The organism is Bradyrhizobium sp. USDA 4449 (genome assembly GCF_054056275.1).
This window is the reverse complement of the sequence record NZ_JBSRYD010000001.1, coordinates 3,346,335-3,368,938: the sequence shown is the minus strand read 5'-3', so window position 1 is coordinate 3,368,938 and position 22,604 is coordinate 3,346,335. Positions and strand designations below refer to the sequence as shown.

General features: G+C 59.5%; 21 protein-coding genes and 3 pseudogenes. 13 read left to right on the top strand and 11 right to left on the bottom strand.

Annotation, left to right across the window (positions count from 1 at the left end; translation table 11 throughout):
• Nucleotides 1–393 precede the first annotated feature (393 nt).
• Nucleotides 394–594, top strand: a complete 201-nt coding sequence (locus ACVIIW_RS15885; protein ID WP_456701600.1) for a pyocin activator PrtN family protein — start codon at nt 394–396, stop codon at nt 592–594.
• Here ACVIIW_RS15885 and tnpC read toward each other — a convergent pair.
• From tnpC to ACVIIW_RS15860, 5 genes and pseudogenes are all read right to left on the bottom strand, one after another.
• Nucleotides 591–1,217, bottom strand: a pseudogene (gene tnpC / locus ACVIIW_RS15880) (IS66 family transposase); the annotation flags it as partial. The gene ACVIIW_RS15885 and the pseudogene tnpC sit on opposite strands and share 4 nt — an antisense overlap.
• Before the next feature lie 95 nt (nt 1,218–1,312).
• A complete protein-coding gene (locus ACVIIW_RS15875; protein WP_456701599.1) occupies nt 1,313–2,191 on the bottom strand; it encodes a S1/P1 nuclease in 879 nt (292 codons plus the stop codon).
• A gap of 489 nt (nt 2,192–2,680) precedes the next feature.
• A complete protein-coding gene (locus tag ACVIIW_RS15870) occupies nt 2,681–3,811 on the bottom strand; it encodes a PLP-dependent transferase (protein WP_456701598.1) in 1,131 nt (376 codons plus the stop codon).
• A 31-nt stretch (nt 3,812–3,842) separates the two neighbouring features.
• On the bottom strand, nt 3,843–5,042 hold the full coding sequence (locus ACVIIW_RS15865; RefSeq protein ID WP_456701597.1) for a metallo-hydrolase/oxidoreductase: 1,200 nt from the start codon (nt 5,040–5,042) through the stop codon (nt 3,843–3,845).
• Nucleotides 5,043–5,196: 154 nt separating this feature from the next.
• Nucleotides 5,197–6,744: a Fic family protein gene (locus ACVIIW_RS15860; RefSeq protein WP_456705166.1), complete on the bottom strand. Its 1,548-nt coding sequence runs from the start codon at nt 6,742–6,744 to the stop codon at nt 5,197–5,199.
• Between the two features lie 334 nt (nt 6,745–7,078).
• Here ACVIIW_RS15860 and ACVIIW_RS15855 point away from each other — a divergent pair, with 334 nt between their 5' ends.
• From ACVIIW_RS15855 to ACVIIW_RS15835, 5 genes are all read left to right on the top strand, one after another.
• A complete protein-coding gene (locus ACVIIW_RS15855) occupies nt 7,079–8,125 on the top strand; it encodes a nucleoid-associated protein (RefSeq protein ID WP_456701596.1) in 1,047 nt (348 codons plus the stop codon).
• Complete coding sequence (locus tag ACVIIW_RS15850; protein WP_456701595.1) at nt 8,085–8,795, top strand: hypothetical protein; 711 nt, start codon at nt 8,085–8,087, stop codon at nt 8,793–8,795. Before ACVIIW_RS15855 ends, ACVIIW_RS15850 begins: the two co-directional genes overlap by 41 nt.
• Nucleotides 8,770–9,369 (top strand): hypothetical protein, encoded by a 600-nt coding sequence (locus tag ACVIIW_RS15845; protein WP_456701594.1) that lies wholly within the window; start codon nt 8,770–8,772, stop codon nt 9,367–9,369. The genes ACVIIW_RS15850 and ACVIIW_RS15845 overlap by 26 nt, the downstream gene beginning before the upstream one ends.
• A 189-nt stretch (nt 9,370–9,558) precedes the next feature.
• Nucleotides 9,559–9,903 (top strand): restriction endonuclease, encoded by a 345-nt coding sequence (locus tag ACVIIW_RS15840; protein WP_456701593.1) that lies wholly within the window; start codon nt 9,559–9,561, stop codon nt 9,901–9,903.
• An 11-nt stretch (nt 9,904–9,914) separates the two neighbouring features.
• The gene (locus tag ACVIIW_RS15835; RefSeq protein WP_456701592.1) at nt 9,915–10,154 is read left to right on the top strand and encodes a hypothetical protein; all 240 of its coding nucleotides are present in this window, start codon (nt 9,915–9,917) and stop codon (nt 10,152–10,154) included.
• 488 nt (nt 10,155–10,642) lie between these two features.
• On the opposite strand, the gene ACVIIW_RS15830 is transcribed toward ACVIIW_RS15835, so the two are convergent.
• Both ACVIIW_RS15830 and ACVIIW_RS15825 read right to left on the bottom strand, forming a co-directional pair.
• Nucleotides 10,643–11,029 (bottom strand): hypothetical protein, encoded by a 387-nt coding sequence (locus ACVIIW_RS15830; protein WP_456701591.1) that lies wholly within the window; start codon nt 11,027–11,029, stop codon nt 10,643–10,645.
• A gap of 296 nt (nt 11,030–11,325) precedes the next feature.
• Nucleotides 11,326–12,043 (bottom strand): annotated as a pseudogene (locus ACVIIW_RS15825) (IS3 family transposase); the annotation flags it as partial.
• Between the two features lie 155 nt (nt 12,044–12,198).
• Between ACVIIW_RS15825 and ACVIIW_RS15820 the strand changes: the two are divergent.
• The 4 genes from ACVIIW_RS15820 (at nt 12,199) to ACVIIW_RS15805 (ending at nt 13,870) form a co-directional block, all read left to right on the top strand.
• Nucleotides 12,199–12,918, top strand: a complete 720-nt coding sequence (locus ACVIIW_RS15820; RefSeq protein WP_456701590.1) for a hypothetical protein — start codon at nt 12,199–12,201, stop codon at nt 12,916–12,918.
• Nucleotides 12,915–13,214, top strand: a complete 300-nt coding sequence (locus ACVIIW_RS15815) for a hypothetical protein (RefSeq protein ID WP_456701589.1) — start codon at nt 12,915–12,917, stop codon at nt 13,212–13,214. Before ACVIIW_RS15820 ends, ACVIIW_RS15815 begins: the two co-directional genes overlap by 4 nt.
• 281 nt (nt 13,215–13,495) lie before the next feature.
• Nucleotides 13,496–13,645: a hypothetical protein gene (locus ACVIIW_RS15810; protein WP_456701588.1), complete on the top strand. Its 150-nt coding sequence runs from the start codon at nt 13,496–13,498 to the stop codon at nt 13,643–13,645.
• Nucleotides 13,646–13,648: 3 nt separating this feature from the next.
• Nucleotides 13,649–13,870 (top strand): hypothetical protein, encoded by a 222-nt coding sequence (locus tag ACVIIW_RS15805; protein WP_456701587.1) that lies wholly within the window; start codon nt 13,649–13,651, stop codon nt 13,868–13,870.
• Between the two features lie 163 nt (nt 13,871–14,033).
• On the opposite strand, the gene ACVIIW_RS15800 is transcribed toward ACVIIW_RS15805, so the two are convergent.
• The 3 genes from ACVIIW_RS15800 to ACVIIW_RS15790 all read right to left on the bottom strand — a co-directional run bounded on the left by ACVIIW_RS15800 (nt 14,034) and on the right by ACVIIW_RS15790 (nt 16,798).
• Nucleotides 14,034–14,960 carry a hypothetical protein gene (locus ACVIIW_RS15800; RefSeq protein ID WP_456701586.1) on the bottom strand — a complete coding sequence of 309 codons (927 nt, stop codon included), beginning with the start codon at nt 14,958–14,960 and terminating at the stop codon, nt 14,034–14,036.
• A 129-nt stretch (nt 14,961–15,089) separates the two neighbouring features.
• Nucleotides 15,090–16,604 (bottom strand): ISNCY family transposase, encoded by a 1,515-nt coding sequence (locus ACVIIW_RS15795; protein WP_456701585.1) that lies wholly within the window; start codon nt 16,602–16,604, stop codon nt 15,090–15,092.
• A 53-nt stretch (nt 16,605–16,657) separates the two neighbouring features.
• On the bottom strand, nt 16,658–16,798 hold the full coding sequence (locus ACVIIW_RS15790; RefSeq protein ID WP_456701584.1) for a hypothetical protein: 141 nt from the start codon (nt 16,796–16,798) through the stop codon (nt 16,658–16,660).
• Nucleotides 16,799–17,120: 322 nt separating this feature from the next.
• Here ACVIIW_RS15790 and ACVIIW_RS15785 point away from each other — a divergent pair, with 322 nt between their 5' ends.
• From ACVIIW_RS15785 to ACVIIW_RS15775, 3 genes and pseudogenes are all read left to right on the top strand, one after another.
• Nucleotides 17,121–19,847, top strand: coding sequence for a Ulp1 family isopeptidase (locus ACVIIW_RS15785; protein WP_456701583.1), 2,727 nt, complete (start codon nt 17,121–17,123; stop codon nt 19,845–19,847).
• A gap of 453 nt (nt 19,848–20,300) precedes the next feature.
• Nucleotides 20,301–20,807: a hypothetical protein gene (locus ACVIIW_RS15780; protein WP_456701582.1), complete on the top strand. Its 507-nt coding sequence runs from the start codon at nt 20,301–20,303 to the stop codon at nt 20,805–20,807.
• Nucleotides 20,752–21,309: pseudogene (locus tag ACVIIW_RS15775) on the top strand (Mom family adenine methylcarbamoylation protein); the annotation flags it as partial. The gene ACVIIW_RS15780 and the pseudogene ACVIIW_RS15775, both read left to right, overlap by 56 nt.
• On the opposite strand, the gene ACVIIW_RS15770 reads toward ACVIIW_RS15775, so the two are convergent.
• Nucleotides 21,307–22,326, bottom strand: coding sequence for a DDE-type integrase/transposase/recombinase (locus tag ACVIIW_RS15770; protein WP_456701581.1), 1,020 nt, complete (start codon nt 22,324–22,326; stop codon nt 21,307–21,309). The pseudogene ACVIIW_RS15775 and the gene ACVIIW_RS15770 sit on opposite strands and share 3 nt — an antisense overlap.
• Nucleotides 22,327–22,604 lie beyond the last annotated feature (278 nt).

The window sequence follows — 22,604 nt, the reverse complement described above, 5'->3', positions numbered from 1 at the left end:
AATGCGCCCGATCGCCTCGTCACCTTCATGCGAATCGCTCAGCTTATTTGGCCGTTAGCTGCATTCGAAGCCGAATTAGAAAAGAGACGGCTCAGTTTGATGACCGTAACAAATCGTTGCCATCGCTTTGGTTAGCGCACCTGGGCGACTCTGGACCACCGGGGAAGCCGCTCAAAGGCTGGTTGTGAGCATCTTTAAGATCGTTGGCGAGGCAAAGAACGCCGATGAAAGGGCCCGCAAAAGGCTTATTCCCGCGGAACAGCTTAAGTCAATCGCTCCGCCTCGACCATGAGTGCCGGAGAAAAGGCCCACAGCTCACCGCCATGCATCGAACGAGATGGATCATGACATACCGTTCTGATCGGCACGCCCCTGTCAAAGATGGAACACCCGATGCAGGCGACCTTTCTCCTGATGGCCCAATGCAACGGTCGCGCCGTCATACCGGTCGAATCCGTTTGCTCGGATTTCTTCACGCACCTAGCTCCGACGAAATTCATCGAGAAGGTTCGCGCCGGAGAGATCCGTCTGCCACTGGTGCGCCTGGAGAGCACGCATTCGGCCAGCACCGAGGACAGGCGCAGTGAGGCTTAGGCGGCAGCCGCTTTGGACTGTCGGGTCGCCTTCCAATTCCACGGGAGCAGGTCGGCGACTCTGTTAGCGGGATGATCGGGAAGCCTGGCCAGCACGTCAGTGAGCCAGGCTTTGCGGATCAACGTCCTTCATCTTGCAGGTCTCGATCAGGGTATAGACGGCGGCGGCACGATTGCCGCCTGCATCTGAACCGGCGAAGGTCCAATTTCATCTTCCGACAGCCACACCGCGTAACGCCCGTTCGGCAGCGCTGTTCAAGAGGCAGATGCGGCCGTCGTCCAGGAAGCGAATAAACGAAGCCCAGCGGTTGAGCAGGTAGTTAATAGCCTTTGCAGTATCGTTGCCGAGGAGAGCAGCGTTCTCTGCTGGCGCATCCAGATTTCGAGATCGGCGACGATCGGCCTCGACTTATCACGACGTACCGCAAGCCGTTATTCCGGCGTTTTGCCGTTGATAGTGCGGTCGATCTCAAACAAGATATCGATGCGTCGCACGGCTTCGCTGGCAATCGGCGCCTCTCCAGATTTCTCCAGGTCGAAGAACTTTCTGCGGCCGTGGCTCCAACAGGCAGCTTCAAGGAGCGGAGCCGGCTTCCTTTGTGCCTTGTAGAGCTGGTTATACCCATCGAGGGTCTATGGGTTCACTTGGCAGATGGATGCGGAGGGACTTCGGGAACGGCTCGAACTGGAAGGTCGGTGTCATCCCTGCCTCCCAGCCACTACTTTAGCGCCGCGTTGATCAGATTGGCGAGCCTCTGCCCAGCTAGTGCGACTTGGGCTTCCGCGACGGACTTCGCTTTCGAGAGGTATGCCGCGTCAAGATCATAAGGCCCCTTGTCCGGACCAACCGCCGTCCCGTAGGCGTATTGCTGCGCCAGCGCGGCCGATTCCTTGAACCAAATTTCCGGGTCGTCAATCTTTGCCAGGGTCGGGTCTGCGGCAGGGAGAAGAGAAGCCGCGCCGATAGCTGCGGCGGCGGTGCCGCGATCACCTAGGATACCGTCCCAGACGAAATGAAGCTTCGAAGCTTGCACGCCTCCGACGTTGACCAGCTCGAGATTGCCGCCTTGATCCCCCTTGAGCTGATGTGTGAACCGCGAGACGGCATGCAGCGGCTGGTGGGCATCCCCAACAAGGTGCAGCAACCACACGAGATCGTAGCGCTTCAGATCGTCCGTGCTGTTGTGGTCCGAAAGGGCCGCTTTGAGCAGGTGGATCTGGGTGAGCGCATTAACCGCCGGTGCAGGATCGGTCTGTTCGCCGTCAGGCGAGAACGGGATATCGTAGTAATGCCAGTAGTCATGAACGATGTGATCGGATGTACCAACGTTCTGTGCGGCGGTGCCGTCCGTGACCTTGTCGTAGTCATAGCAGCCTGGTGCGTGCGACACTTTGCAGGACAGGATTCCCTTTATGTCGTCGGCCCAAGTGGCGGCATGCACGAAAGCCGCCTGAGCTTTGTCGCTGTCCGGCAGGCCCTCAAGGCCCTTGATCCACAGCGGATAGGCCGGATGCTGCTTGACGAGGGTATCGACCTTTGGCCGCAACGTGTCATCGAGCCGTCCGTAAGCGATTGCGGCAACTTCCATGTGACCCATATCCCACCACGCGTGGGCGGGACTGACTAACCCCCATGAGGACGAAGGATAAGACGGCGAGAACGCGCATGGCTCGGCTCCTCTTCCGCACAGCAACGGCTGGCAATGAACTATCTCAAAAATCAATCTGTGATATGTCGCCAAAGGAAAGCTGCTTTGACGGTCGCAAATTGATTTCCTAAGGCACTTCTTTGGTAAGCGCAATCTAAAGTTAAGAAAATAGTGAGCTGCAATTCAGCAGATTGCTCCAGCAGGTCCGCGGGATGCAATGCGGCACTTCTGATCAAACGACTGTCGTCTAGAGGTCTGCTGTCCCCTGAAGCAAACGCAAATTGGGGCAGCGGTGTCGGCTGTCTGCGGTAGAACGGTCTTGTGCGATTGCGGCGGCGACCAATTTAGATTCGGAAGGGATAGGCACCTCGAGGCGGAGCATTGCAGCGTACAAGACAGCCTCCTGTATGCGAACAACGAGATGAATCGGAAAGCAGATCAGCGAAGTAAACGTCGTTGCGACATTGCTGAGAGGGCAGCGCCCGTTAGCACGCGATGAACCAGACATCGTTCACTGGTTCGGGCACTGTCGGCGCGGTCGTGCTGAATATTACGCCCATTGAGGACTGCTGCGGGGCGACTTTGCCGATATCTTAGCCTGCCGCGAGTACCTGCTTGAGATCGCCGATCAAATCGGCCGTCGCCTCCAAACCCGATATTCAGCCGCACCAATCGGGCTCCATAGGACCGCGCATTCGACCCGGCTGCGGGATAGGTCATGACCAAACTGGTCGTCCCGCCCCAACTGTGGCCGATACGAAAGAGTCGGAGTGCGTCGACGAACCGCGCGACACGTGCGGCATCCCACGTTTCTGCGAGCACAATCGAGAAGACGCTCGCCGAGCCGGTAAATTGACGCATCCAGATCTCGTGTCCGGGGCAGTCCGGAAGTGACGGATGCAGAACGCGCGCGACCTCGGACTGTTCCTTCAGCCAGGTGGCGACCGCGAGGGTAGAGCGCTGGAGGGCGTCGAGCCGCACGGCCAGCGTTTCCAGGCCGCGCAACGCCAGAGCACAATGGTCGAGGGAAACTGCAAGCCCGAGCAATCGGTGCACTGGACCTCTTCGTTCGTAGGCAGCATCGTCTCGAACCGAGACCGTGCCTAGCAGCAGGTCGCTATGGCCGCCGACATACTTGGTCAGCGCTTGGATTGACACATCGACGCCGGCCGCAAATGCGTCGAATAGAACTCCCGCTGCGTAAGTGTTGTCGAGCGCTACCGGTACGCCGCGAGCATGAGCCGCTGCAACGATGGCCGGCACGTCTTGGACTTCCATTGCGATGCAGCCTGGGCTCTCGCACCAGATAAGACGAGTCTCCGCGCGGATCAGACGAGCCAAACCGGCGCCGATCATTGGCGGGTAGGCCTCGACGGAGATGCCTAAGCCCTTTAGAAGCCAGGCTCCCAATTCCTTGTTCGGCCCATAGGCGCTATCGGGCATGAGGACATGCGATCCAGCGGTGCAGAACCCGAGATAGGCGAGGACGATGGCTGCCTGTCCGCCCGGAACGACAAAACTGTGTCGCGCTCCTTCGAGATCCGCAATCCGCGCGCCGAGTTCGAGCACAAGGAAGCCAGAAGACCTCGGCGCTTTACCGTCAATTCACGATGCGGTCGCCTCGACTGGCGACACCTCTTCGCCCGGCGGTGGTGACATAGGTCGTCCAACCTGACCTTGCATGCTTGGATAGCCCATCCGGGTGCGGATGCCCATAGACGTTGCGATATCCACACGAAATCACCAGTTGGCCCTGCCCGCTATTTGGCTTTGGCACCAACGGCGCGCCTGCATTAAAGCGCGCGCCATGATGAGTTGCGACTAAGTGATCTACCTGCTTGGCATTGGCATGCTTGAGGTGCGAATAGTCTGCGTCGCCGGTCAGCAAAGCTGATCGTCCGCTCGTGAGGGTCGCAAGGATGGTCAATCCGCTGTCGTTGAGATCGGAGGGGCGGCCGCCGCTTCTTACCAATTCGCCAAAAGGAAAACGGATCCTTGCGTTGGCAGGGCGTACGACCAGATTACCCCTCTGGTCCAGTATATGTGCCAGGCGCGCGGCACCAGGTCCCAGCCGCTGGTCCGGGACAATCCAGCGGCAGCCGAGCAGATGCGGGAGAAGGAGCGCGCCATGGAGATGATCCCAATCCCAATGCGAGAGCACGATCGGAAGCTTCTCGGCTCGATCGACAACGAATCTGGATGGAAAAGTGTGGCGATTGAAAGAGATCGGAAATCCGACATCGAAGTGCAGAATTGCATTACCGCCATCGTCGCACAGAGAAATGAAATTTGCCTGGCCAACATCCCTGACCCGGATGGATGTCGCTTGTGGCAGGTCTTTGAGGATGGCTGAGACTTCGGCGGGCGTCGCCGGGGGCGGAAGTGCCGCACAGGCCGTAGCGAGCGGCTCCGGCAATACCAGCCGCGGGGCCGCTGCGGCACCTAGGGGTTGGGGCCTTAAGGGGTGCGGTGGCGCCTCGCCGGGAGTGTTGAGCAGCCGCGCGAACATCAGAACTCCCCGGGCATGCATCGAATAACCATTACCCTCGAGTTGAGCATGCCATGCCGGCAGACCATGGCCCTTGGGCCTGAGCTCGAGATGAAACCAATCGCCTGGCTCTGGCGTTGCGCCCGCAAAGCGATCAAACCGAGCCGGCGTCGTCACCACACGCAGGAGTGCAAACGGCTTGGTCTGTCCAGCACGAAAGCCGTTCAGGAGCTCTGGTCCGCTCGCGTCGACATAATCGGCATCGATGCAATCAAATTCGAAGGATACGCGGCGATGCGGGCGCGTGCTCAATGAATCCACCCGCGACACGCGGGCGTATAGTCTCCTATTGGGAAACTCCGGAGGATCTGGCGGGATATCGAAAAAGAAGAAATCGAAGATGGCCTCCTAATATCAAGCGCACGCCCCAGACGACCCTGGTCATATTTTCATAGCGGGCAGACGGTCAGCTCTCCGTTCCAGGCTCGTCCGAGAAGGCCTCGAGATAGAGGCCCTCGATCTTCGTGACTTCGTCTGGCATCAGCTGGGAGAATTCATTTTCACGAGCGCGCTTTGAAAGCCGCCCTTCATTCTGCTGCAAGAATCCAAGGAGGTTGTTGAGGGTCCGCTCCGGCATATCGACCATGTTTTCGACGCCCGCCCGGAACGTATCGAAACTCCGTAAGAACCGGGTTTCCCTCGGAAGATCCTGTTCGATGGTCCTCTGCACGCATTCGTACAGGAACTCCGCATGCGGCGTTGCATCGAAGAAGCGGTAAAAGTCAGCGGTATCGTTCAGGACCTTGACGTTGCCTTGCGGAGTCGGCTCCCATTCTATGCACGTAAGCAATCTACTCGAATAGCTTTCCAACACGTCCTTGTATTCGCCGATCTTGTCGAGAATGGCTGCCGAAACCGGAAAATGGATGCCGGCAGGATTGAAGCCGCGCCGTCCCAGAACATGGTGCATCAGGTATCGGTGAATGCGGCCATTGCCATCCTCGAATGGGTGAACGTAGACAAATCCGAAAGCCAGCACGGCGGCGGCGATGACAGGATCAAGCTCATTTTCCGCCGCCTGATCGAAGGCGATCAATCCGCGCACGAGGGGGGCAATATCTTCGTGGCGTGCGCTGATATGATCCGGAATGGGTCTTTGCGTCTCGCGGTCATGCTCGCCGACAAAGCCACCTTCGTTGCGGAAGCCGAGCTTTACGAAGCGCTCATCACCGATGACGATCCGCTGCAGGCGCAGAAACTCCGCCTCGTCGAGCGGCGCCCGTCCTGCTTCGCCGATGACCTTGCCCCACCGCTGGATGCGATCCTGTGGCGGTCTTTCTCCTTCGATGACGTAACTCGACTTCGAGTCCTTGAGGAGAAGGAAGGCGGCGGTTCGCGCGAGCAGATCCTTCGGGACCTGGCTCACCACGACGCGGGCGCGCTCCTTGAGGTCCTGTGCAACAAATTCCGTCAGCACTTGGGTCTTGAAAACGAGCGGGCAGAAGTCCGATGTGCCTGGCAGATTATTACGGACGCGATGCCGTACCGAATTCTGCCCAGAACTCGCATACTGGAGTTCGGTATCGACGGCGTCGACATAGGAGACCTTGTCTGCTGTGGGCAGATTAAGCTCACGCCCCAACAACCATTCATAGAGAAACCAGATGCGGCGCGTGTAGAGTCCGGTCGGCTTCTGCTTCACAAGGTCTGCAATCTCGTCCTCCTTCACGGTGAGGAAGAGTCGCTTCAGGATGGCAAGGTCTAGTCCTTCGTTCTTGAGTGCGAAGGTGAGATGTCCCTCGAGGCTGACGTCCGGCGCATGACGTGGCGTGTAGATGCGCCATCCACTTTGCTCGAGGATGCGGTGCTTTGTGCCGGTGGCGGAAAGCAAGCGTGGTATCGGGACGGACAGCCGGTAGGCGTCAATTAGTGCTGCGTAGCCGGCGGGGGTCGCGGACTCTGGCAGCCTTCGATCATGAAAAACGCTCACAGGGCCTGAAAATTGTAGCGGCATTGGCTCAATCCATGAAAAACGTTCTCGGCCGTGAATTTCGTTTGCCATCTCGCCTTCCGGCCGAAATTAGATCTCACACCATGAAAAAGCTTCCCGCAAGCTAAATTTTACGAAAAATATTCACGTCACCCGAATTGCGGCATCGGACTTGGGCGAGTGAAGACCCTCAACAAATCGAAGAGCCGCCGCGTTCGACCGCGCAATACGCTAATTGCATCGTTGTCACAATTAAAAGTAGAATTTCTGACAAAAGTGCAGGATTCTTAACGGGATGCGACATAATTGGAAGAGAATCGCAGATTGCCAACGTTCTCCATTTGTTCTAGGGTGATTTATGGCCTCCCTTACTGAGCAGGAGTTCGAAAGCCTGCGCATTGACCAGAGCGTATTTCATATCGTCGGCCCCGGAGAGGAACACTTGCAGCTGCTCACGGCTTTCGATGCCGGCCAACACGCGCCCTTTTTCCTGGGCCGTGCCGGATCGGTCAACAGTGGAAATCGATACGAATTCATGGCGGACTCACCGGTGCGGGCGCAACTCGCACGGATCGGCCGGGATAAAGCAACTTTCCAGGAGGAAAGCGAGAAGCTCGCAACGGCGTTCAATGAAGCTCACGACAGCACGGCTGTCGGCGCCTTCCTGATCTTCTCGCTATCCTGCTCGAGCGGCCGGCTGTTTGCCCTTTTGAAATTCGAGGACGAGAAGGTTCTTACCTACGACTACGATATCAGCCGCGGACGTTCGGGAAAGCCCCGGCCGACCTTCGGCGAAATCGAGCGGACCTTTGTTCAAAATCGCAACGCTTTGCAGAAAGCCGCGCTCATCAAGCTGCGCAAAGACGGCGACGAAATCTGCGTTGTCGATCGTCAGAATCCGCAGCGGCCTGCGGCTTATTTTGAGCGATTCTTGCTGGTGCGGCGCCAGCGAACGGAGGAGGAACTGACCAAGGCAATCGTCGATGTCACGCGCAACATTGCCTACAAGCACAAAGACATCCTTCCGCAGGGCACCATGAAAAATCTGGCGCAACGCCTATTCGATGCCAGCCAGTCAGGTGGTTCAGTCGACGGCGAAAGCGCTCAAAATTGGCTGAAAAGCATTTTCGGACCGCTGCCCGACGACAGCCCGGTCGTGACCGACTTCAAGGCAAGGCTGAAACGTGAAGGAATGGCAGGAGAATCGTTCGTCCTCCAAAAGAACGCGATTCAGGCGCCCAGAAACCGCCGCGTCGAGACGGCAAGCGGGGTCAAACTTACCTTCCCCGTCGGTTTGACGCCGTCCGTAATTTCGGTGAATCCCGACAGGGGCGAGATCATCATCAAGGACAAGATCACACTCGATGACTTCGAGCTCAACACATCTGCTCGAACGCGTTCGTGAGCTAGTCGCGAACGGCACCTCGGCGGACGAACGTGTTGACGCCCTTGTGTTGCGAGGGCGGCTGCCGTCCGCCGGTGCGCAGGTGGCCTGGCTCGCCTTCGCCGACGAAGTCCCATCGCCGTTCTCATCATTGCAAGTTTATAATCCGGCCTTGGGTGGCGATCTCGTCACGGCGGATGTCTTCGATGCGACACGCGAGGTCGTGATCACGCTTGGAAAGCCAGCCGCCCCAGCTTGCGCCTTCTTTATTTTCCAATCGAGTATTCCACATTATTTGACGCAACGGTCTGTCCTGCCCCGTCTCGCGATCGTCGATTTCAATTCCACACAGGCATTTCGCGCGCGAGGACTGGAAGTCGCTTCATGGGATTTGGCGCAGCCGGTTCCGCCTCCGGAATCCCTGCTTGGTCGCATCGACCCCACTCGCTATGTACGCGACTTTGTTCCGGATCGTGAGGTCGTCACCGATCTCAATCCCTGGATGCTGGTGGCCGCACCGGCAGCTTCATCGCCAGGGTATCAATCATGGGAAACGGTGGCTGCGCGCAGATTGTTAGGCGGGGACGGATGTCGAGGCACGCCACCTGCTCTTTTCCGGCGAGTTGGCTCGGGCGAGCCGTCCTCAGCAGGATCTTGTCACGACATTGGACCAAGCGCTCGAGGCGGCTAAGGCAGCCTATGAAGCTCACGTCCAATCGTCGAGCCGCGAGACTCTGAAGGCGCTGGCCGATCTCCGCAAAACGGTTGTTGATGAAACACAAAAGGTCGCACAACGAGCGCAGGATCTTGCGGCGACACTCTGGCGCGACTTGGCCGTCTCGGCGGCGCCTTTCATATTGAAGATCGTGGGTGACGCGGCCAAGACGCCTGGTCCTCTCATCTCTTCCCTGTTCTATTTTGCTGCCGCAATATTCGTCGGTTTGTCATTCGCGTTACAGTGGCGGATCAATGGGGCGTTTTTCGAATGCCAGGCTTCTTCCCGGCGGAGCTGGATGCAGAGCCTTTATAGCTACATCTCGGTTCGCGAGCGGGAAGAAATCGCGGAAACGCCGATCGAACAAGCGATGAAAAACTATCGTGAGACCCGCGGCGTCCTGCTTGTTGTGTATGCGGTGTTGGTCATCGCTCTCGTTGTCGCCGGCGTGCACACCTTATACGATGCAACGCCCCCACCTTCGAGCCCCGCCGCAGGCGTCGCGCCAAGCCCAGTACCAGTTGCGCCACTTCCGGCAAAGCGGCCGTAATTTCGAGAAACTTCTGTAATTTGAGGGGTACGATCTACGCCGCGAAAGAAATCGTCTCTCTTGAACGACCTGGTCAGCGATTCCATAATCTCGTCGCCATCTTGGAGCGCATGTTCGCGCACCAGGACGGAGTTACCGTCGCTTCCTCTTTAAGGTTGACAAGGACACCGGTCGGCTTCGTGACATGACGTGGTGATTATCCGTCGTGCCCATCACGGGCCGAATCTGACCACCATTGAGAGCAGGGAGCAAGGGCGAAAGGTAGGAGTTCCTCAGAGCGAGGCCTTCGCCAAAAAGTGCGAAAAGACTGGAATTCACCACGGAATCGTAGTTGCCGCCAACGGTTTTACGAGCACGGCCCGCACCAAGGCCAAGGCACTGAACCTGACGTGCATGGAGTTGGCTGAGGCGGAATCCTTTGATTGGATTCGCACTTGTCACAATCGTTGGCTTGTTCCACAACTTCACCGCGATCGAGGGTCGCGTTCGCGTGATGGAAGCGAGCAAAAGGTCGCGAATCCATCCACGGTCTAAGAGGTGCGAGCTTGGTGGAGCTGCCCGATGCCTTTCTCGCACCCGAGGTATCGCTGGCCGGGCTACATTTTGCATCGGAGCATGAGGACGGTCGCGGCTCTCTGACTATCTCAACCTGCGGCATATTTCTGCACGTTGTTCGTCGTAAAGAAGCGTTTTGGCGTGAACGTCGCCTCTGGCGAAGTCCTGCCGACAAGTCCAGGCGGAGTAGAGATTCCGCGCTGGTCGATAAAGTCGGCCAGAAGATCTGACGCAGTCGAAACTCACTTCAACTTCGGCGGTCCAACGCCGCTGCCGTAGAGAGATAAGATTGTGGAATACCTAAAGCTGTTAGTTGAGGTCGTGAAAGCCGCGGCCTGGCCAATCTCAGCCGTCTGGATCGCCTACTATTTCCGCGATGCGATCGTCGCCCAGCACAACGTCGATCATTCGCATGATCACCACGACGCTCCGTGTACTCACGGCTTGTCCAAGACAGAAACCGACGCGCTCCTGGCATAGAATCCTGCTGCCAGTGGGCTTTAGCTCGCGGCTTCAAGGTGCGCCTGGACTGCGGCACGCCGGCACTCAGCGATGCGGTTCGCTGCTGCGATCGCGGCTAATGCAAAGTGTGGACATAATACTTGGCCGGGCTTGCTGCTCGCATCGCAATCAGACCGGCCGATCAGTCGATCTTGGGCAAGTATTAGGCAACCGCCCAAGCTCGTCACTTATGTCATTTATAGATCGATTCGACTGCTCACCGCTGATTTTGTTGTATCTTGAGATTATCCAACAGCTTCGATCCTTCACTAAAGGACCTCGACCAGGATCGCTCCGCCAAGTCTAGATAGCTTTTCAGCAAATCGGAGGCACTTTTGACCTCGGCAACGCCTTTTAGAAAATTGGCGTGATCGTGCAAAGAGGAAGCAGTCAATCTCAATCCGTCCTGCAAAATCGCCGTGAAGAAACTTGTCGTTGCTTCGATCGACTTCTGCCATTCTGGAAAGACGAATGAAGCGCGCGTGGCGGCCGTCGACTCTCTAGTGTGCTCGGTCGCGCCACCTGGCCCAGCGGCCGATGCTTGGGCCGCTTGCGGCACTTGTTGTGTACGGCGTTTCTCGTCTTCGGCTATGCTCGCTGCCATTGGATCTCTCATTTCTGACCATAGGTTGTAATTGGTTCGGCGGCTCAATTCCCTCCGATCCTCAGAGGGTAACACGATCTCCAATATGGGATAGTTACCTCTCTTGGTAGGTTAGGTCCACGGACTGACTTCAGACGACACACAATGTGAGCATGCTAGCGGCGGAGTTTTAGCCCGGCAGGCTCCGTTAGGTACCTGCCTGCCACTGAGTTTTCATCCAGCAGCGGCTAGAGCCTCTTTTTTGCTGTAGCGAGACCGAACTTTGGACAACCCAGAACTAGAGTTTTGCGCCTCTGTCACATTGGCGGGCTGGTTGCGCCGACGTGGTTGTGCAGCAAAATCGGCGGTCGATTGCCGATCGCGCCGTAGGCGCCGTTCTTCGTTATAGTATCTGGCCAAGTCTCCACTTTTCCTGGGCGTCCGCAAGGGACAGGAACCAGTGGGCGTTGAGACATTCGACCCGGAAGCGGCCGTTGAAGGCCTCGATGAACGCGTTGTCGGTTGGCTTGCCGGGCCTGGAGAAGTCCAGCGTGACACCGCGTTGGTAGGCCCATAGGTCAAGTTCACGAACTCGCTGCCTTGATCGACTCGGATCGTCGCCGGGAATCCCACTTCCTTGCAGGCCCTTTCCAGGATCGCCACGACGTGGCTGCCGCGGAAGCTGAACTGTGGCTGCAGCACCGGTGAGAAGCGGGAGAAGATATCGACGATCGTGAGCACGCGCAGCTTATGCCCCGTCGCCAGCTGATCGTGGACAAAATCCATCGCCCAGGTCTCGTTGACCCGCGTCGCTGGCCGGCTGTCGTCGCGCAGCTTGGCCTTGACCTGGCGCTTGGGCGTTTTGTTGCGCAATTGCGGGCCCAATTCACGATAGATGCGTCGGGTCTTGTTCTGGCCGTGACGCCAGCCTTCGCGGCGGAGCAAGACGTGAACACGGCGATAGCCGTAGCGGATACGAACATGGCAGATCTCCCTGATCTTCTGTTCGAGGGCAGCCTGCGTTTGCGCTCTGGCACTATCAAGCCTCGGTGTTCGACCCGAAGCTCGCGCTGCAAACCTCACCCCTGTTCCAGCGGAGGATTGCATGAACGCGGACGCCTCCTTCACCCGCAGCATAACGCCGCCAGGTTTCGCGACCGCCATCTTTCGTGCCAACGCCGGGAGGTCTGATGGCGCGCATCAGGACGATCAAGCCCGAGTTTCCGCAATCAGAGACCATCGGCAAACTGTCCCGGGACGCGCGCCTGCTTTTCATCCAGCTATGGACCCTCGCCGACGACGAAGGGAGGGCTCGCGCGGCCTCGCGAATGCTCGCGAGCCTTCTCTACCCATACGACGACGATGCGCCGAGCCCGATCGATGGCTGGCTCGCCGAGCTTGAGCGTCATGGTTGCATCACCCGTTATGAGGTTGAGGGCTCGACCTATCTGCAGGTCGATAACTGGCTGAAACATCAGAAAACTGATCGCCCGACGCCGTCGCGTTTGCCGGTTGTCAGCGAAGGCACGCGATTACTCCCGAGCCCTCGCGAGGCTTCATCGACGGACCTTGGACCTAGGACCGTGGACCATGGACCTAGGACCGTGGACCATGCCGCGCCTGTCGGCGCGCGCTCGGGTTCGAGCGAACTGGATTTGGGCGGTGAGCTCGGCCCGCCTCGGCCACCGCCGTCTGACGCGGAAACGGAACTGTTCCGACGCGGCAAGGAAGTCCTCGGCAGTGCTGCCGGAGGTCTCGTCTCGCGATTGCTCAATGCCAAGGGCGGCAAAGTCCCATTGGCGCGTGCTGCGATCGAGCAGGCGTCCACCAAGCATGATCCGCGCGAGTACATCGGAGCGATCATCCGGGCCCCACCCGAGCATGAGCCGCCGAGGGTGGTGCAGCCATGACCCGGCATCTGCCCCTCGACGAAGTGCTGCGGATGTTCGCCCGGATCGGATTCAATCCGCGCTCGCACAGCGGGACGCACGAAATCCGGTGCCCGGCTTGCTCACATCTGCGGCGCAAGAAGACCCACAAGTGCCTGTCCATCCGCTGCGATGCGGACGGCTTTTTCTTCCGCTGTTTCCACTGCGACGAATTCCATGGGAGCTATCGGTATGCCGACACATGGCGGGCGAACCATGATCGCGGCTGCGATGTCATCGCGGAAGGTCTCCGCGCCGAGCTTGTCAAGGTTTTTTAGGATGCACGAGAAGGTCGCGTAATGGACTTTGAAATCCCGCGTGGTGCGGAGCGCGAGTATCTGATCGCTTTCGGCGTGGCGGCGATCTATATCGCCACGATCCCGCGCGGCGAAGGGGCGCATCAAGCTGATGTATTCGCTGCGGCCCTCGGTGCCGATCCGGTAAGACGTGCCGTTCTACAAGGACTTTGCCGAGGTGATGCGGCAGGAGATGTCGCTCAACCTCGCGCTTGCGGTCATCCGCGCCATGTCCACGCGGCGCCGCTAACAGGGAGAGAGCCATGGCGACCAAACCGAGCGACGACGACAAGCACAAGGACAAGACGCAGGCGGACCATGCCGCACGCGAGCAGTCGCCGGCGGATCAATCCGAACAGCAGCAGCCCCAGCCGGAAGATCCCCCGCAGGGCGTGCCGCCCTATAAGGACTGACCCATGCTGATCCAGCGCGTGGCGCGAGACAGGTCGATCAACCGGCTCGATCCCGCATACCTCGCGCAATGGCGCGCCTACTATCGGAACATCGTCGAGCGTTATGTCGCGGGCACGCTGTCGTGGACGGATGCCCACAATGCGCTGATGTCCCTCGGCTTCCGCGACCATGCCCTCAAGGTCGAACTGCTCGAACTCGACAAGGCTCGCGCCCGGCGCCCTTGATCGTGATCGACGCACCCCACTTCTTTGCAGCCGTGGTCTTCGATCGGACCCGGCTAGTGGTACGGACGGCGCCCATCCTCCGCTACATGATCGGCTGGGATCGACAGCGCGTGCTTGCCTGTGTCGACCGCAAGGGTTGGCGGGCGACATGGCACGACTAAAACTACTCGCTACGCCTTCCGGACGGCTTCCGAAGTTCCCGGAGCGGCACGGTGGGTGTAACGCACTCGCCCTCGGGCGGCGGACGATCTTCGTCCTCCGCAACGTAGGCATCGGGATCGCCAAGGATCGGCACCGGCTCGCCAGTCCACCCGCACTTCTCGCATGTCGGCCGTTCCCACTCGACATCGGGCACGCTTGAGTGAAACCCGCGTTGAGGAGATAGCCGGTTCGAGCCGCACGCGGGACATGCGTCGGGCACGCCACGGAGATGGCGGATCACGAGAGACGCCGCCAGGCCAAGAGCATGTTCCACCGTGGTCGTCGCGGCCTCTTCGTCGTGCCAAGTGGAAGCCTTGGCGTGGGTGAGCCAGTTGGAAAAGCGCCACGACTCGTCCAGCAGCGTCTTGAAAAGGTGGCGCCGGTGCTCGTGCTTCTGACCACCGAGGCAAGTCGAACAGATGTGGTCCGCCCACGCCTTGAAGTCCGCCTGCTTAGGTTTGCTGCCTTCATCGCCCTCCCAAGGCACGATCACTTGCGCAGCGCTCGTGAACGCAAGCAATGCCTCGCGGCAGCGTACGCCGACGGCTTGGAAGTCGCTGACCTCTTGTGCGTTCGCGAGGGCGTCGGACGCCTCGGTCAAGTGGCGAAAGCAAGCCGCAAGCGGCTCGACCGGGAGTTCTGACAGCTTTGGCTGTTGGCTGCGGGGCATGCGCAAGCAGAGCCGGACATGAAACGTCACGGCCAAGTCCATGTTCGGGAACTGCTCTTGGGAGTACAGGTTGGTCGGATTGGTGATGACCCACCACCGATCGACGTTGGTGTGAACATCCCAAGCCACATGCTGATGGCTCAGCACGTTCTCGGCATAGACCTTTTGCAAGAACTCGATATAGCGCGACAATCTGGATGGGAAGCCGTATTGCCTCATGTACTGATGCTCCCGGGTGCGATCGGTTGCCTCATTTATTTTGCTCCTGGCCTGAGTTGAGGAGGAGGCCGGGTGCGGAGATGGCCGGGGTTTCGGAGCGCCCGGCCTCCTCCGCTGGTACCTCGCACGTCATTGGGGTGTTGTGACCTCGTACCCTGGCGGCGTTTTCTCGCTAGGAGCGAACAGCAGCGCATTCGCTTGCTCGCTGCGCCAGGATTTCAGCCGACGTTGAAGGGTTCGAAGAAGCTTCTTCGGATAGGCTCCAGGATATTCCATCTGCAAGCGCGAGAGCAGTTCGCTGCCAGTCCGCCAAGGCTCAGCGTCAAACCATTTTCGCAAATCTGGCGTTGCCCGGATCAGCGGGTCGGGACGACGTCGGCCTCTTTTCGTCTTCACGAGTGGCCGATCCGTCGGTCGCATGGCTCCGTCCTTCCAGGCCGTGCGCAAGCTTGCCAGGAAGCGATCGATCGGTTGCGATGCCACAGCAGGATGGCCGATTGGTTGGGTATCAGCGAGGGCCGCGAGGCGCTCCTGCACGTCGCGGATGTCGCGCAACAACGCGACTGGATCGAGAGCGGCATAGATTTCTTGGAGATGATGGCGGACAGCGTCAGGCGTGCGGGCGTCCGCTGCCAGGCGCTGGTGTGGTGTAGCCGGCGCGCTGTATGTCTTGCGTACACGGGCACCTTCGCGCTGCTTGGCTATCAATTTGAACGAGGGTTGGAAGAAGTTCACGAACAGCCGCGCCGATCGATAGAGTTCAGCCAGCAGCTTGGCCGCTTCCAGGCCCTCGAACCGACGATAGCCGACTATCCTGCGCACGACGGCGCCGTTCTTCTGCTCGACGAACGCCTGGTCATTTTTTCGGTAGGGCCGGCAGCGCGTGAAGACGATGTTGGCCGCCTCGCAGTAGGCTTTCAGCGTCTCGTTTATGAACACCGTATCATTGTCAGTATCGAAGCCGAGCAGCGCAAAAGGCAATTGTTTGCGCAATTCCGTCAGGACCGTGCTCAACAGCGTCTGTTCGCGCACGATCAGAGGAGCGCACTCCGTCCAGCCGGTAGCAATGTCGGTGAGCACGAGGGTCTGGATGAAGCTGCCGCGCGCAGATGGACCGCTATGCGCGACAAGGTCGGCCTCGACGAATCCAGGCGCCGGATCATTCCAATCTGCCGACGTCCTTATTGGAACACTGCGACGCAACGAGTGCGTCGCGTGCCGCCGACGCTTGCGACCTAATCCTTCTCGGACCCGCACCAATGCGCGGTCGATCGTCGCAGCGCTCATTGCCAAAAGTTTGTCGCGGATCTCGGGGGCAAGGTCGAGGTGGCCATGCCGTTCCATCGCCTCAATCAACGCAGGCATTAACGCCTTCAGCCGCTTCCCGCAGATCCGGTCTGACGCCTCCCAAAGGAGCACGAGCGCGTTGTGTTCTACCTCATTATACATTCGACGTCGCGCCCTTCGGCTTGGGCGCGCGTCTTCCTGACCTCGAAGTAGTCGCATCGCATGCTTGCGATGGAATCCGGTGATGTCGACGAACTCGTCCAATATCCGCGTCTTCTTCGCGCGATCCGAACGCCGATAGCGCGCGCCTGCTGCCGCCGTCAGTTCCTTCCGCGTTGCCATGCTTAGCCACCCCATCTTCGCCCCCGCTCGCTCCCGATCCAAGGGAGCAATTTACGTGAGGCAACGGCTCAGCATCCGGTAACAATTAGGGCGAGGCAATGCGCTCTTCCATCCTGATTGCCGCGCCGCAACTCGACGATCAGGTCGGGCGCCTGCCAGTTCATATAGTCGATGATGGCCTGTTTCTCGTCAGGCGTAGACTGCAACATGGTGGACCAACAATCCGGGGTTGACCGGCCCTTGCTTTAACACGAGTCGGGGCGCGCCTATCCGTTTTGCACCGGGTCCTACCGTTCGCCCGGAGCGGCGCGGGATCGCGGGACCGCGCACCTTGCGCATATCAGGGGCTTTCCGTTTTGGGCTTTGATTGAGCCCCGGACGGGCGGGAAGCGGCCAATAAACCGGGAATCGGCTCTCAGACGCACCTCGGGCAAGCCGAGCAATATCCTGCCGCGGCTCTACGGCCTAGTCAGCTTCTCGAAAGCTCGCGCGACTAGGGTTTGCTCAGGGGATCTTGGACGTGAGGCTAGCGTGGACCGGCAGAACTTTGACCCATCCAACGCAACAGCTTGGTCGCAGGTGCAGCACGACGTCTCGGAAGAGACGCAGGTGGGCCAGGCTAGGCAAGAGGGCTTTGAGCAGCACTTGCCCGAGGCGCGGCCACCCGATCCGGCTCCTGTCTCCAGCCGTGGCCGTCGCCGGAACCAACTTCCCCATCTCTCTACGGAAGATCGGGACATTATCGACAAGGCGATTGCCCAATATGCAAGTTCGCGGAAAGAGGCACCGGTCTATCAATATGCTGCAAGACTCCGCCGATTGATAAATGATATCCGCGCTCGTGGCCTATCGACCGATCTAACGGATCACCAGTCGCTGGCCAAGCACGCCAAAGCTCACATTCCAGACAATTTTATTATAACGGGGTTGAACATCCGCTATGTTGCTGGTGGTGCGCGACGCGCGGCCCCCTCAGCGGAAGACGCCCCTTTCATAGAGCAGCTGACCAATCCCGGCAAACTCAAAGACGACTCCTTTTCTTCTTATCGGGATGCTCTTCGCCGATTTTCTAAGGCGCTTAAGGGCGTGGGCCAGAGCATATCTAAGTTGGATCACGACTCGCGAGTCAAATTCGCTCATGAGTTGCTTCCGAAGAACAAAAATCTCATCTCCGCGTTGCGGAAGTTTCGTGACCAGCTTGATGCGAAACAAGTATCAGGTCCGAGCGGTTCTCGGGGAACCGGGGGGGATGGTGTTCCGTCGCCCAGGTCAGGTGGGGTTCCGGCCGAAGTCTGGGACCTGTTCGATGATGCGGTCGAGGAGCCGCCGACGAATCCAGTGGAGCTTCAGCGGCTGGAACAGGGCTTCCGCGAAGAGCTTCACGGACGGCGAGACGATCAAGGCGTCCGCTCAGGTCTGGCTTTCGATGCAGAGCAGTTTCCTCCGGCGAAACTTCGGCGAGTGCTCAATCACCTGGATGATCAATCCATGCCTTCGCAAGCCTCGGTAGATCCAACGGAGCTTCTGCGACTGCAAGAGCAGCTTCACAACGAAATTCAGCGGCAGCCGGATGAACAACCCAGCCGGTCATTCTCCGTCGATCAAGAGTTCAATCTAGAGCAGTTCTCTCCAGGGGCGCTTCGGCGACTGCTGGACGCTGAGCTCGAGCAGCCGCAAGTCCCCGTCAATCCAACGCACCTCAATGCAGGCGCTGGCGTGCTGATGCAGGTTCCCCTCCACGAATTGGAGAGGCTGCCTACAATGCAGCACAGCGGGCACGAACAACCTGCTGCACTGAGCAGGAGCAGCGTCCTGTCGAGCGACGACAACCGACCGACCAACTTCGTGATCAACACTGACCGTTACACGGTGCTGTTCGTACCCCCCGGCATGACGAGGCAGAGCACCCCACTCCATCCGCCTAGCGCCGCCATTGGTTTCGGATCTCGATCGGAAAGCGCTCCGCAGCCCAACGCTCCGTCGGGCAATCAAGCCTCGCCAGCACTGCCTTCCCGCAGGATGGAGCAAGCCGCGCCGGCGTCCGATAGGGCTGAGGCGGTATCCAGAGCGCTCGGCGAGACTTTTGATGTGTCTTTGTCTGTCCCCGAGGATTTCTCCCACGGCACCCAGCCCGCGCCGGGTATGATGCGCTTCAGGCTGGGCCACTGGGGTCTGTTGCCGGATGTAGCACAGCGGGTAAAGACCTACGACATTCGCGGTGAACGCTACACGGCTGTATTGGGACCGGGAGGGCCCAATGATGTTCAGCTCATTCACCTGCGTTCTCCCGCTATCGGCGATACATTTGATGTTTCGTTCGCGGTCCCCAAGGATTTTTCTCATCGCACCCAGCCGGCCCCCGACATGATGCTGTCGACGCTGGGCAAGTGGGACTTCTTACCTGTCGCGGAACATCCAATGATGAACTACGAGATTGGCGGCGAACGCTACACGGCCGTTTTGGGACCGAAAGGACCCGACGACGTTCAACTCATCCATCATTCTCGAATTGCTGATAAGTCTGCGCCAGCGGCTCCGTCCGACGTCTACGACGTCCTTGATTTGCCGACCACACCGGAGGAGCTGACTGATTACGCGAACTATCTGTCGGCGTTCCCGCGCATACTCTCCGGTCCCGAGCTCGGGGCATCGGGTCCGGCGGCCTCATCCCACGACCGTAGCGGGCGGGCTCTCGGCGCCACGGAATGGCTGGGCGACGAGCATATCCAGAGGGACTACGAGCTCCTGACGCAGGAGTTGCAAATGAATTATCCAAATCTTGCAGCCCGAACGCGGTTCGTCGATCCTCTCATAGCCTTTCAGTTGAGTTGGGGCGCCGAGAGCGACGCGCTCAGCGCATTGCAGCGCATCGTCGATGATCCGAATGGCAATGATGGAGCCGACTTCCTATTCCTGCCAGTGAACGATGGCAGTGTGACCGATCCTAACGGCACCCATTGGTCGCTGCTACTCGTAGATCGCCGCACGCGAGGAGAGCCGGTCGCCTATCATTACGATTCCGTTCAGGGACACAATGACGAGCCTGCAGAGCGGCTCGCAGAACGGCTGGGCCTGACTCTGCAGCGAGCCGGCATGGCCCCGCAGCAGAACAGCTATGATTGCGGTGTGTTCGTGGTGGACGGCACACGGGAGCTGGTTCGACGATTGGCGCAAGGAGAGCGGCCACAAGGCGAGCCGCTGCACCTCAACAACCTCGTCGCCAATCGGCAGGCACTCCGGGACCGGCTTAGGGGTTGATCGCGAGTGCGCCCGTCCGGTAGTCGTGTCGACCTCTAGGGTTTTCGGCGGCGTTTCAGGATCGGCCCCTGTCGCCGCGAGCAAGCGCACGAAATCAGCTGAATGCAGGAGGACCAGTAGGGGGCGACGCCGTTAAGAACGCAGTGAGAAGGTCACAACTGCCGCTAAGCGGTTAGAAAAGCGAATCGTGCTGTGCATCAAGACCAGGCGGGTGGCTTCCTGAAGAGACCATTCTGCCAGAATTGATTCGGCGCGAATCGTGACGAATTATTGCGATCACCAGCAGGTGCTGCCTGCTACAGAAGACGGCAAATCATGGATATCTTAGTCGGCAGGCGGGCCATGGAAATATGGCCCATCGATCGTTTGCGGCCCTATGAGCGGAATTCGCGGCGCCACTCGGCCGAGCAAATCGAGCAGATCGCGGCATCGATCCGCCAGTGGGGCTGGACGATGCCGATCCTCGCGGCGGATGACGGCATGGTTCTGGCCGGTCACGGCCGACTGGCGGCGGGCACACTGCTCGCCATCGCCGAGGTGCCAGTCATCGTGGCGCGCGGGTGGAGCGATCAGCAGAAGCGCGCCTATGTCATCGCGGACAATCGGCTGACCGATGCGTCCGATTGGGATGATGAGATGCTGCGACTCGAATTGAACGACCTTCTCGAAGGCGGCTTTGAGCTATCGCTGACCGGCATCACCGAAAGCGAGTTGTCCCGGCTCTCGGTCGGCGTCGGCGAGCTGGAAGCGATGCCGGAATTGCCCGATGGCGACCGCTCCCCATATCGCGACATGACGTTCATTCTGTACGGCGATCAGTGGGAGACGGTCGATCGCGCAATCAAGCTCGCGATCCTGCCGCGCAAGCCGGGCGACGCGAACCCGAACCGGTCGCCGCAGGGCAATGCGCTCGCGCGCATCTGCGAGGAATACCTGGCGCGCCATGTCACCGACGGCTAAGGACATCCGCGTCGCGCCGATCGCCAAGCGCGACGCCGACGCGCTGATCATCCGGCTCCACTACAGCCACAAGACGGTCAACAACGCGTCCCTCGCGCTCGGCGTCTTCCTCAACGGGCGCCTTGAAGGCGCGATGACATTCGGCCCGTCGACGGACAAGAGCAACATTCAAGGGCTGGTCCGCGAGACGCCGTGGAACGGTTTTCTCGAGTTAAACCGGCTCGCCTTCTCGGAGGCGCTGCCGCGCAATAGCGAAAGCCGAGCGCTGGCAATCGCGATGCGGATGATCAGGAAGAACTATCCGCACATCGGCTGGGTGATCTCGTTCGCCGATGGGTGCCAGTGCGGCGACGGCACGATCTATCGCGCGTCGGGCTTCGTCCTGACCGGGATCAAGGTGAACAAGAGCCTTCTGCGACTGCCCGACGGTCCGGTCACGCACAAGATGACGCAAGTGACCGGCAAGAACCGCGCGGCCCACTTCGCCAGGACTGGCGGATCATGGTCCGGTCAGGGCACGCCGCTCGACGGCTACCAGATGCGGTACATCTATCAATTGATGCTGCAAGCGGCGGTTTGCGATGGTGTCGCGCTTGATGCGGTTTCGTTCTGCGAGCATCGCCTCAGCCCTGCCGAAGTAGACATCGGCTGGCGTGAGGTTGTCGATACTCTCATGATAGCGGACGTGATTATAGTGTTCGACGAAGGCTCCCACTTGACGCTCGAGATCACCGGGTAGGTAATAATTGTCGAGCAGGATGCGGTTCTTCAGCGTCTGATGCCAGCGCTCGATCTTTCCCTTGGTCTGAGGATGGTACGGCGCGCCGCGCACGTGCTGCATGCCCTTCTGGTCGAGCCACTCGGCCAGATCATCCGCCACGTAACTCGAACCATTGTCGCTGAGAAGCCTTGGCCGGTGCGCGACGGCGATGTGGTCAAGGCCAGATGCGGCGAGTGCCCGGTCGAGGGTGGCTGTGACATTGGAGGCGCACATGGTGGGACCAAGTCGCCAGGCGACGATGTAGCGCGAGAAGTCGTCAAGCACGGTCGAGAGATAGTACCACCCCGTCCGGTGATCTTGAGCTAGGTGAAGTCGGTCTGCCAGAGCTGGTTGACGGCCGTCGTCTTGTCCTTGAACTCGTTCGCGGCCTTGATCACCATAGGCCGGGCTGGTGATGAGGTCATGCGCCTTCAGCAGCCGATAGACCGACGCCTCGGAGACAAAGTACTTTCGTTCGTCGGTGAACCGCACGGCCAGCTCGCGTGGCGACAGCTCAGGTAACTCCAGCGCCAGGTCGATGATCTGGCCCCGCACATCGTCCGGGATGCGGTTCCAGACCCGGTCTGGTCGAGACCGATGATCGGCCAGCGCCTCAACGCCTCCCTCGCGGTAGCGATCATACCAGCGATAGAATGTGGCGCGCGGGATCCCGAGCTTGTCCAGTGTGCGCTTGGCCGGAAGGTGCCATTGCTCGACCAAATGGATGATCTCGGCCTTCTCTGAGGCGGGATACCTCATGCCTCGTCCTCCCATCTCCGTTTATACTTTTTTTGAGCAGACGGTTCTGCAGGGTCAGATCGGCGACGGCCTCCTTCAAGGCGGCGGCGTCCCGGCGGAGGTCTTTCACCTCGCCGGAGGTCGCAGCTCGTGCCGTGTCGCCGGCCAGGCGGCGCTTGCCGGCCTCGAGAAACTCCTTCGACCAGCCGTAATACATCGAGGCGGCAATGCCTTCTCGGCGACAAACTCGGAGATGTTCTCCTCGCCGCGCAATCCTCCCAGCACGAGGCGGATCTTCT

Bases quoted from the DNA above. Each gene is read 5' to 3' on its own strand.
- ACVIIW_RS15855 (WP_456701596.1), top strand. From the start codon at position 7,079: ATGGCCTCCCTTACTGAGCAGGAGTTCGAAAGCCTGCGCATTGACCAG.
- ACVIIW_RS15790 (WP_456701584.1), bottom strand. From the start codon at position 16,798: ATGTTGCAGTCTACGCCTGACGAGAAACAGGCCATCATCGACTATATG.
- ACVIIW_RS15850 (WP_456701595.1), top strand. From the start codon at position 8,085: ATGACTTCGAGCTCAACACATCTGCTCGAACGCGTTCGTGAGCTAGTC.
- ACVIIW_RS15780 (WP_456701582.1), top strand. From the start codon at position 20,301: ATGCCGATCCTCGCGGCGGATGACGGCATGGTTCTGGCCGGTCACGGC.
- ACVIIW_RS15860 (WP_456705166.1), bottom strand. From the start codon at position 6,744: ATGCCGCTACAATTTTCAGGCCCTGTGAGCGTTTTTCATGATCGAAGG.
- ACVIIW_RS15875 (WP_456701599.1), bottom strand. From the start codon at position 2,191: ATGGGTCACATGGAAGTTGCCGCAATCGCTTACGGACGGCTCGATGAC.
- ACVIIW_RS15770 (WP_456701581.1), bottom strand. From the start codon at position 22,326: ATGAGGTATCCCGCCTCAGAGAAGGCCGAGATCATCCATTTGGTCGAG.
- ACVIIW_RS15800 (WP_456701586.1), bottom strand. From the start codon at position 14,960: ATGAGGCAATACGGCTTCCCATCCAGATTGTCGCGCTATATCGAGTTC.
- ACVIIW_RS15795 (WP_456701585.1), bottom strand. From the start codon at position 16,604: ATGGGGTGGCTAAGCATGGCAACGCGGAAGGAACTGACGGCGGCAGCA.
- ACVIIW_RS15820 (WP_456701590.1), top strand. From the start codon at position 12,199: ATGGCGCGCATCAGGACGATCAAGCCCGAGTTTCCGCAATCAGAGACC.
- ACVIIW_RS15815 (WP_456701589.1), top strand. From the start codon at position 12,915: ATGACCCGGCATCTGCCCCTCGACGAAGTGCTGCGGATGTTCGCCCGG.
- ACVIIW_RS15830 (WP_456701591.1), bottom strand. From the start codon at position 11,029: ATGGCAGCGAGCATAGCCGAAGACGAGAAACGCCGTACACAACAAGTG.
- ACVIIW_RS15810 (WP_456701588.1), top strand. From the start codon at position 13,496: ATGGCGACCAAACCGAGCGACGACGACAAGCACAAGGACAAGACGCAG.
- ACVIIW_RS15805 (WP_456701587.1), top strand. From the start codon at position 13,649: ATGCTGATCCAGCGCGTGGCGCGAGACAGGTCGATCAACCGGCTCGAT.
- ACVIIW_RS15885 (WP_456701600.1), top strand. From the start codon at position 394: ATGCAGGCGACCTTTCTCCTGATGGCCCAATGCAACGGTCGCGCCGTC.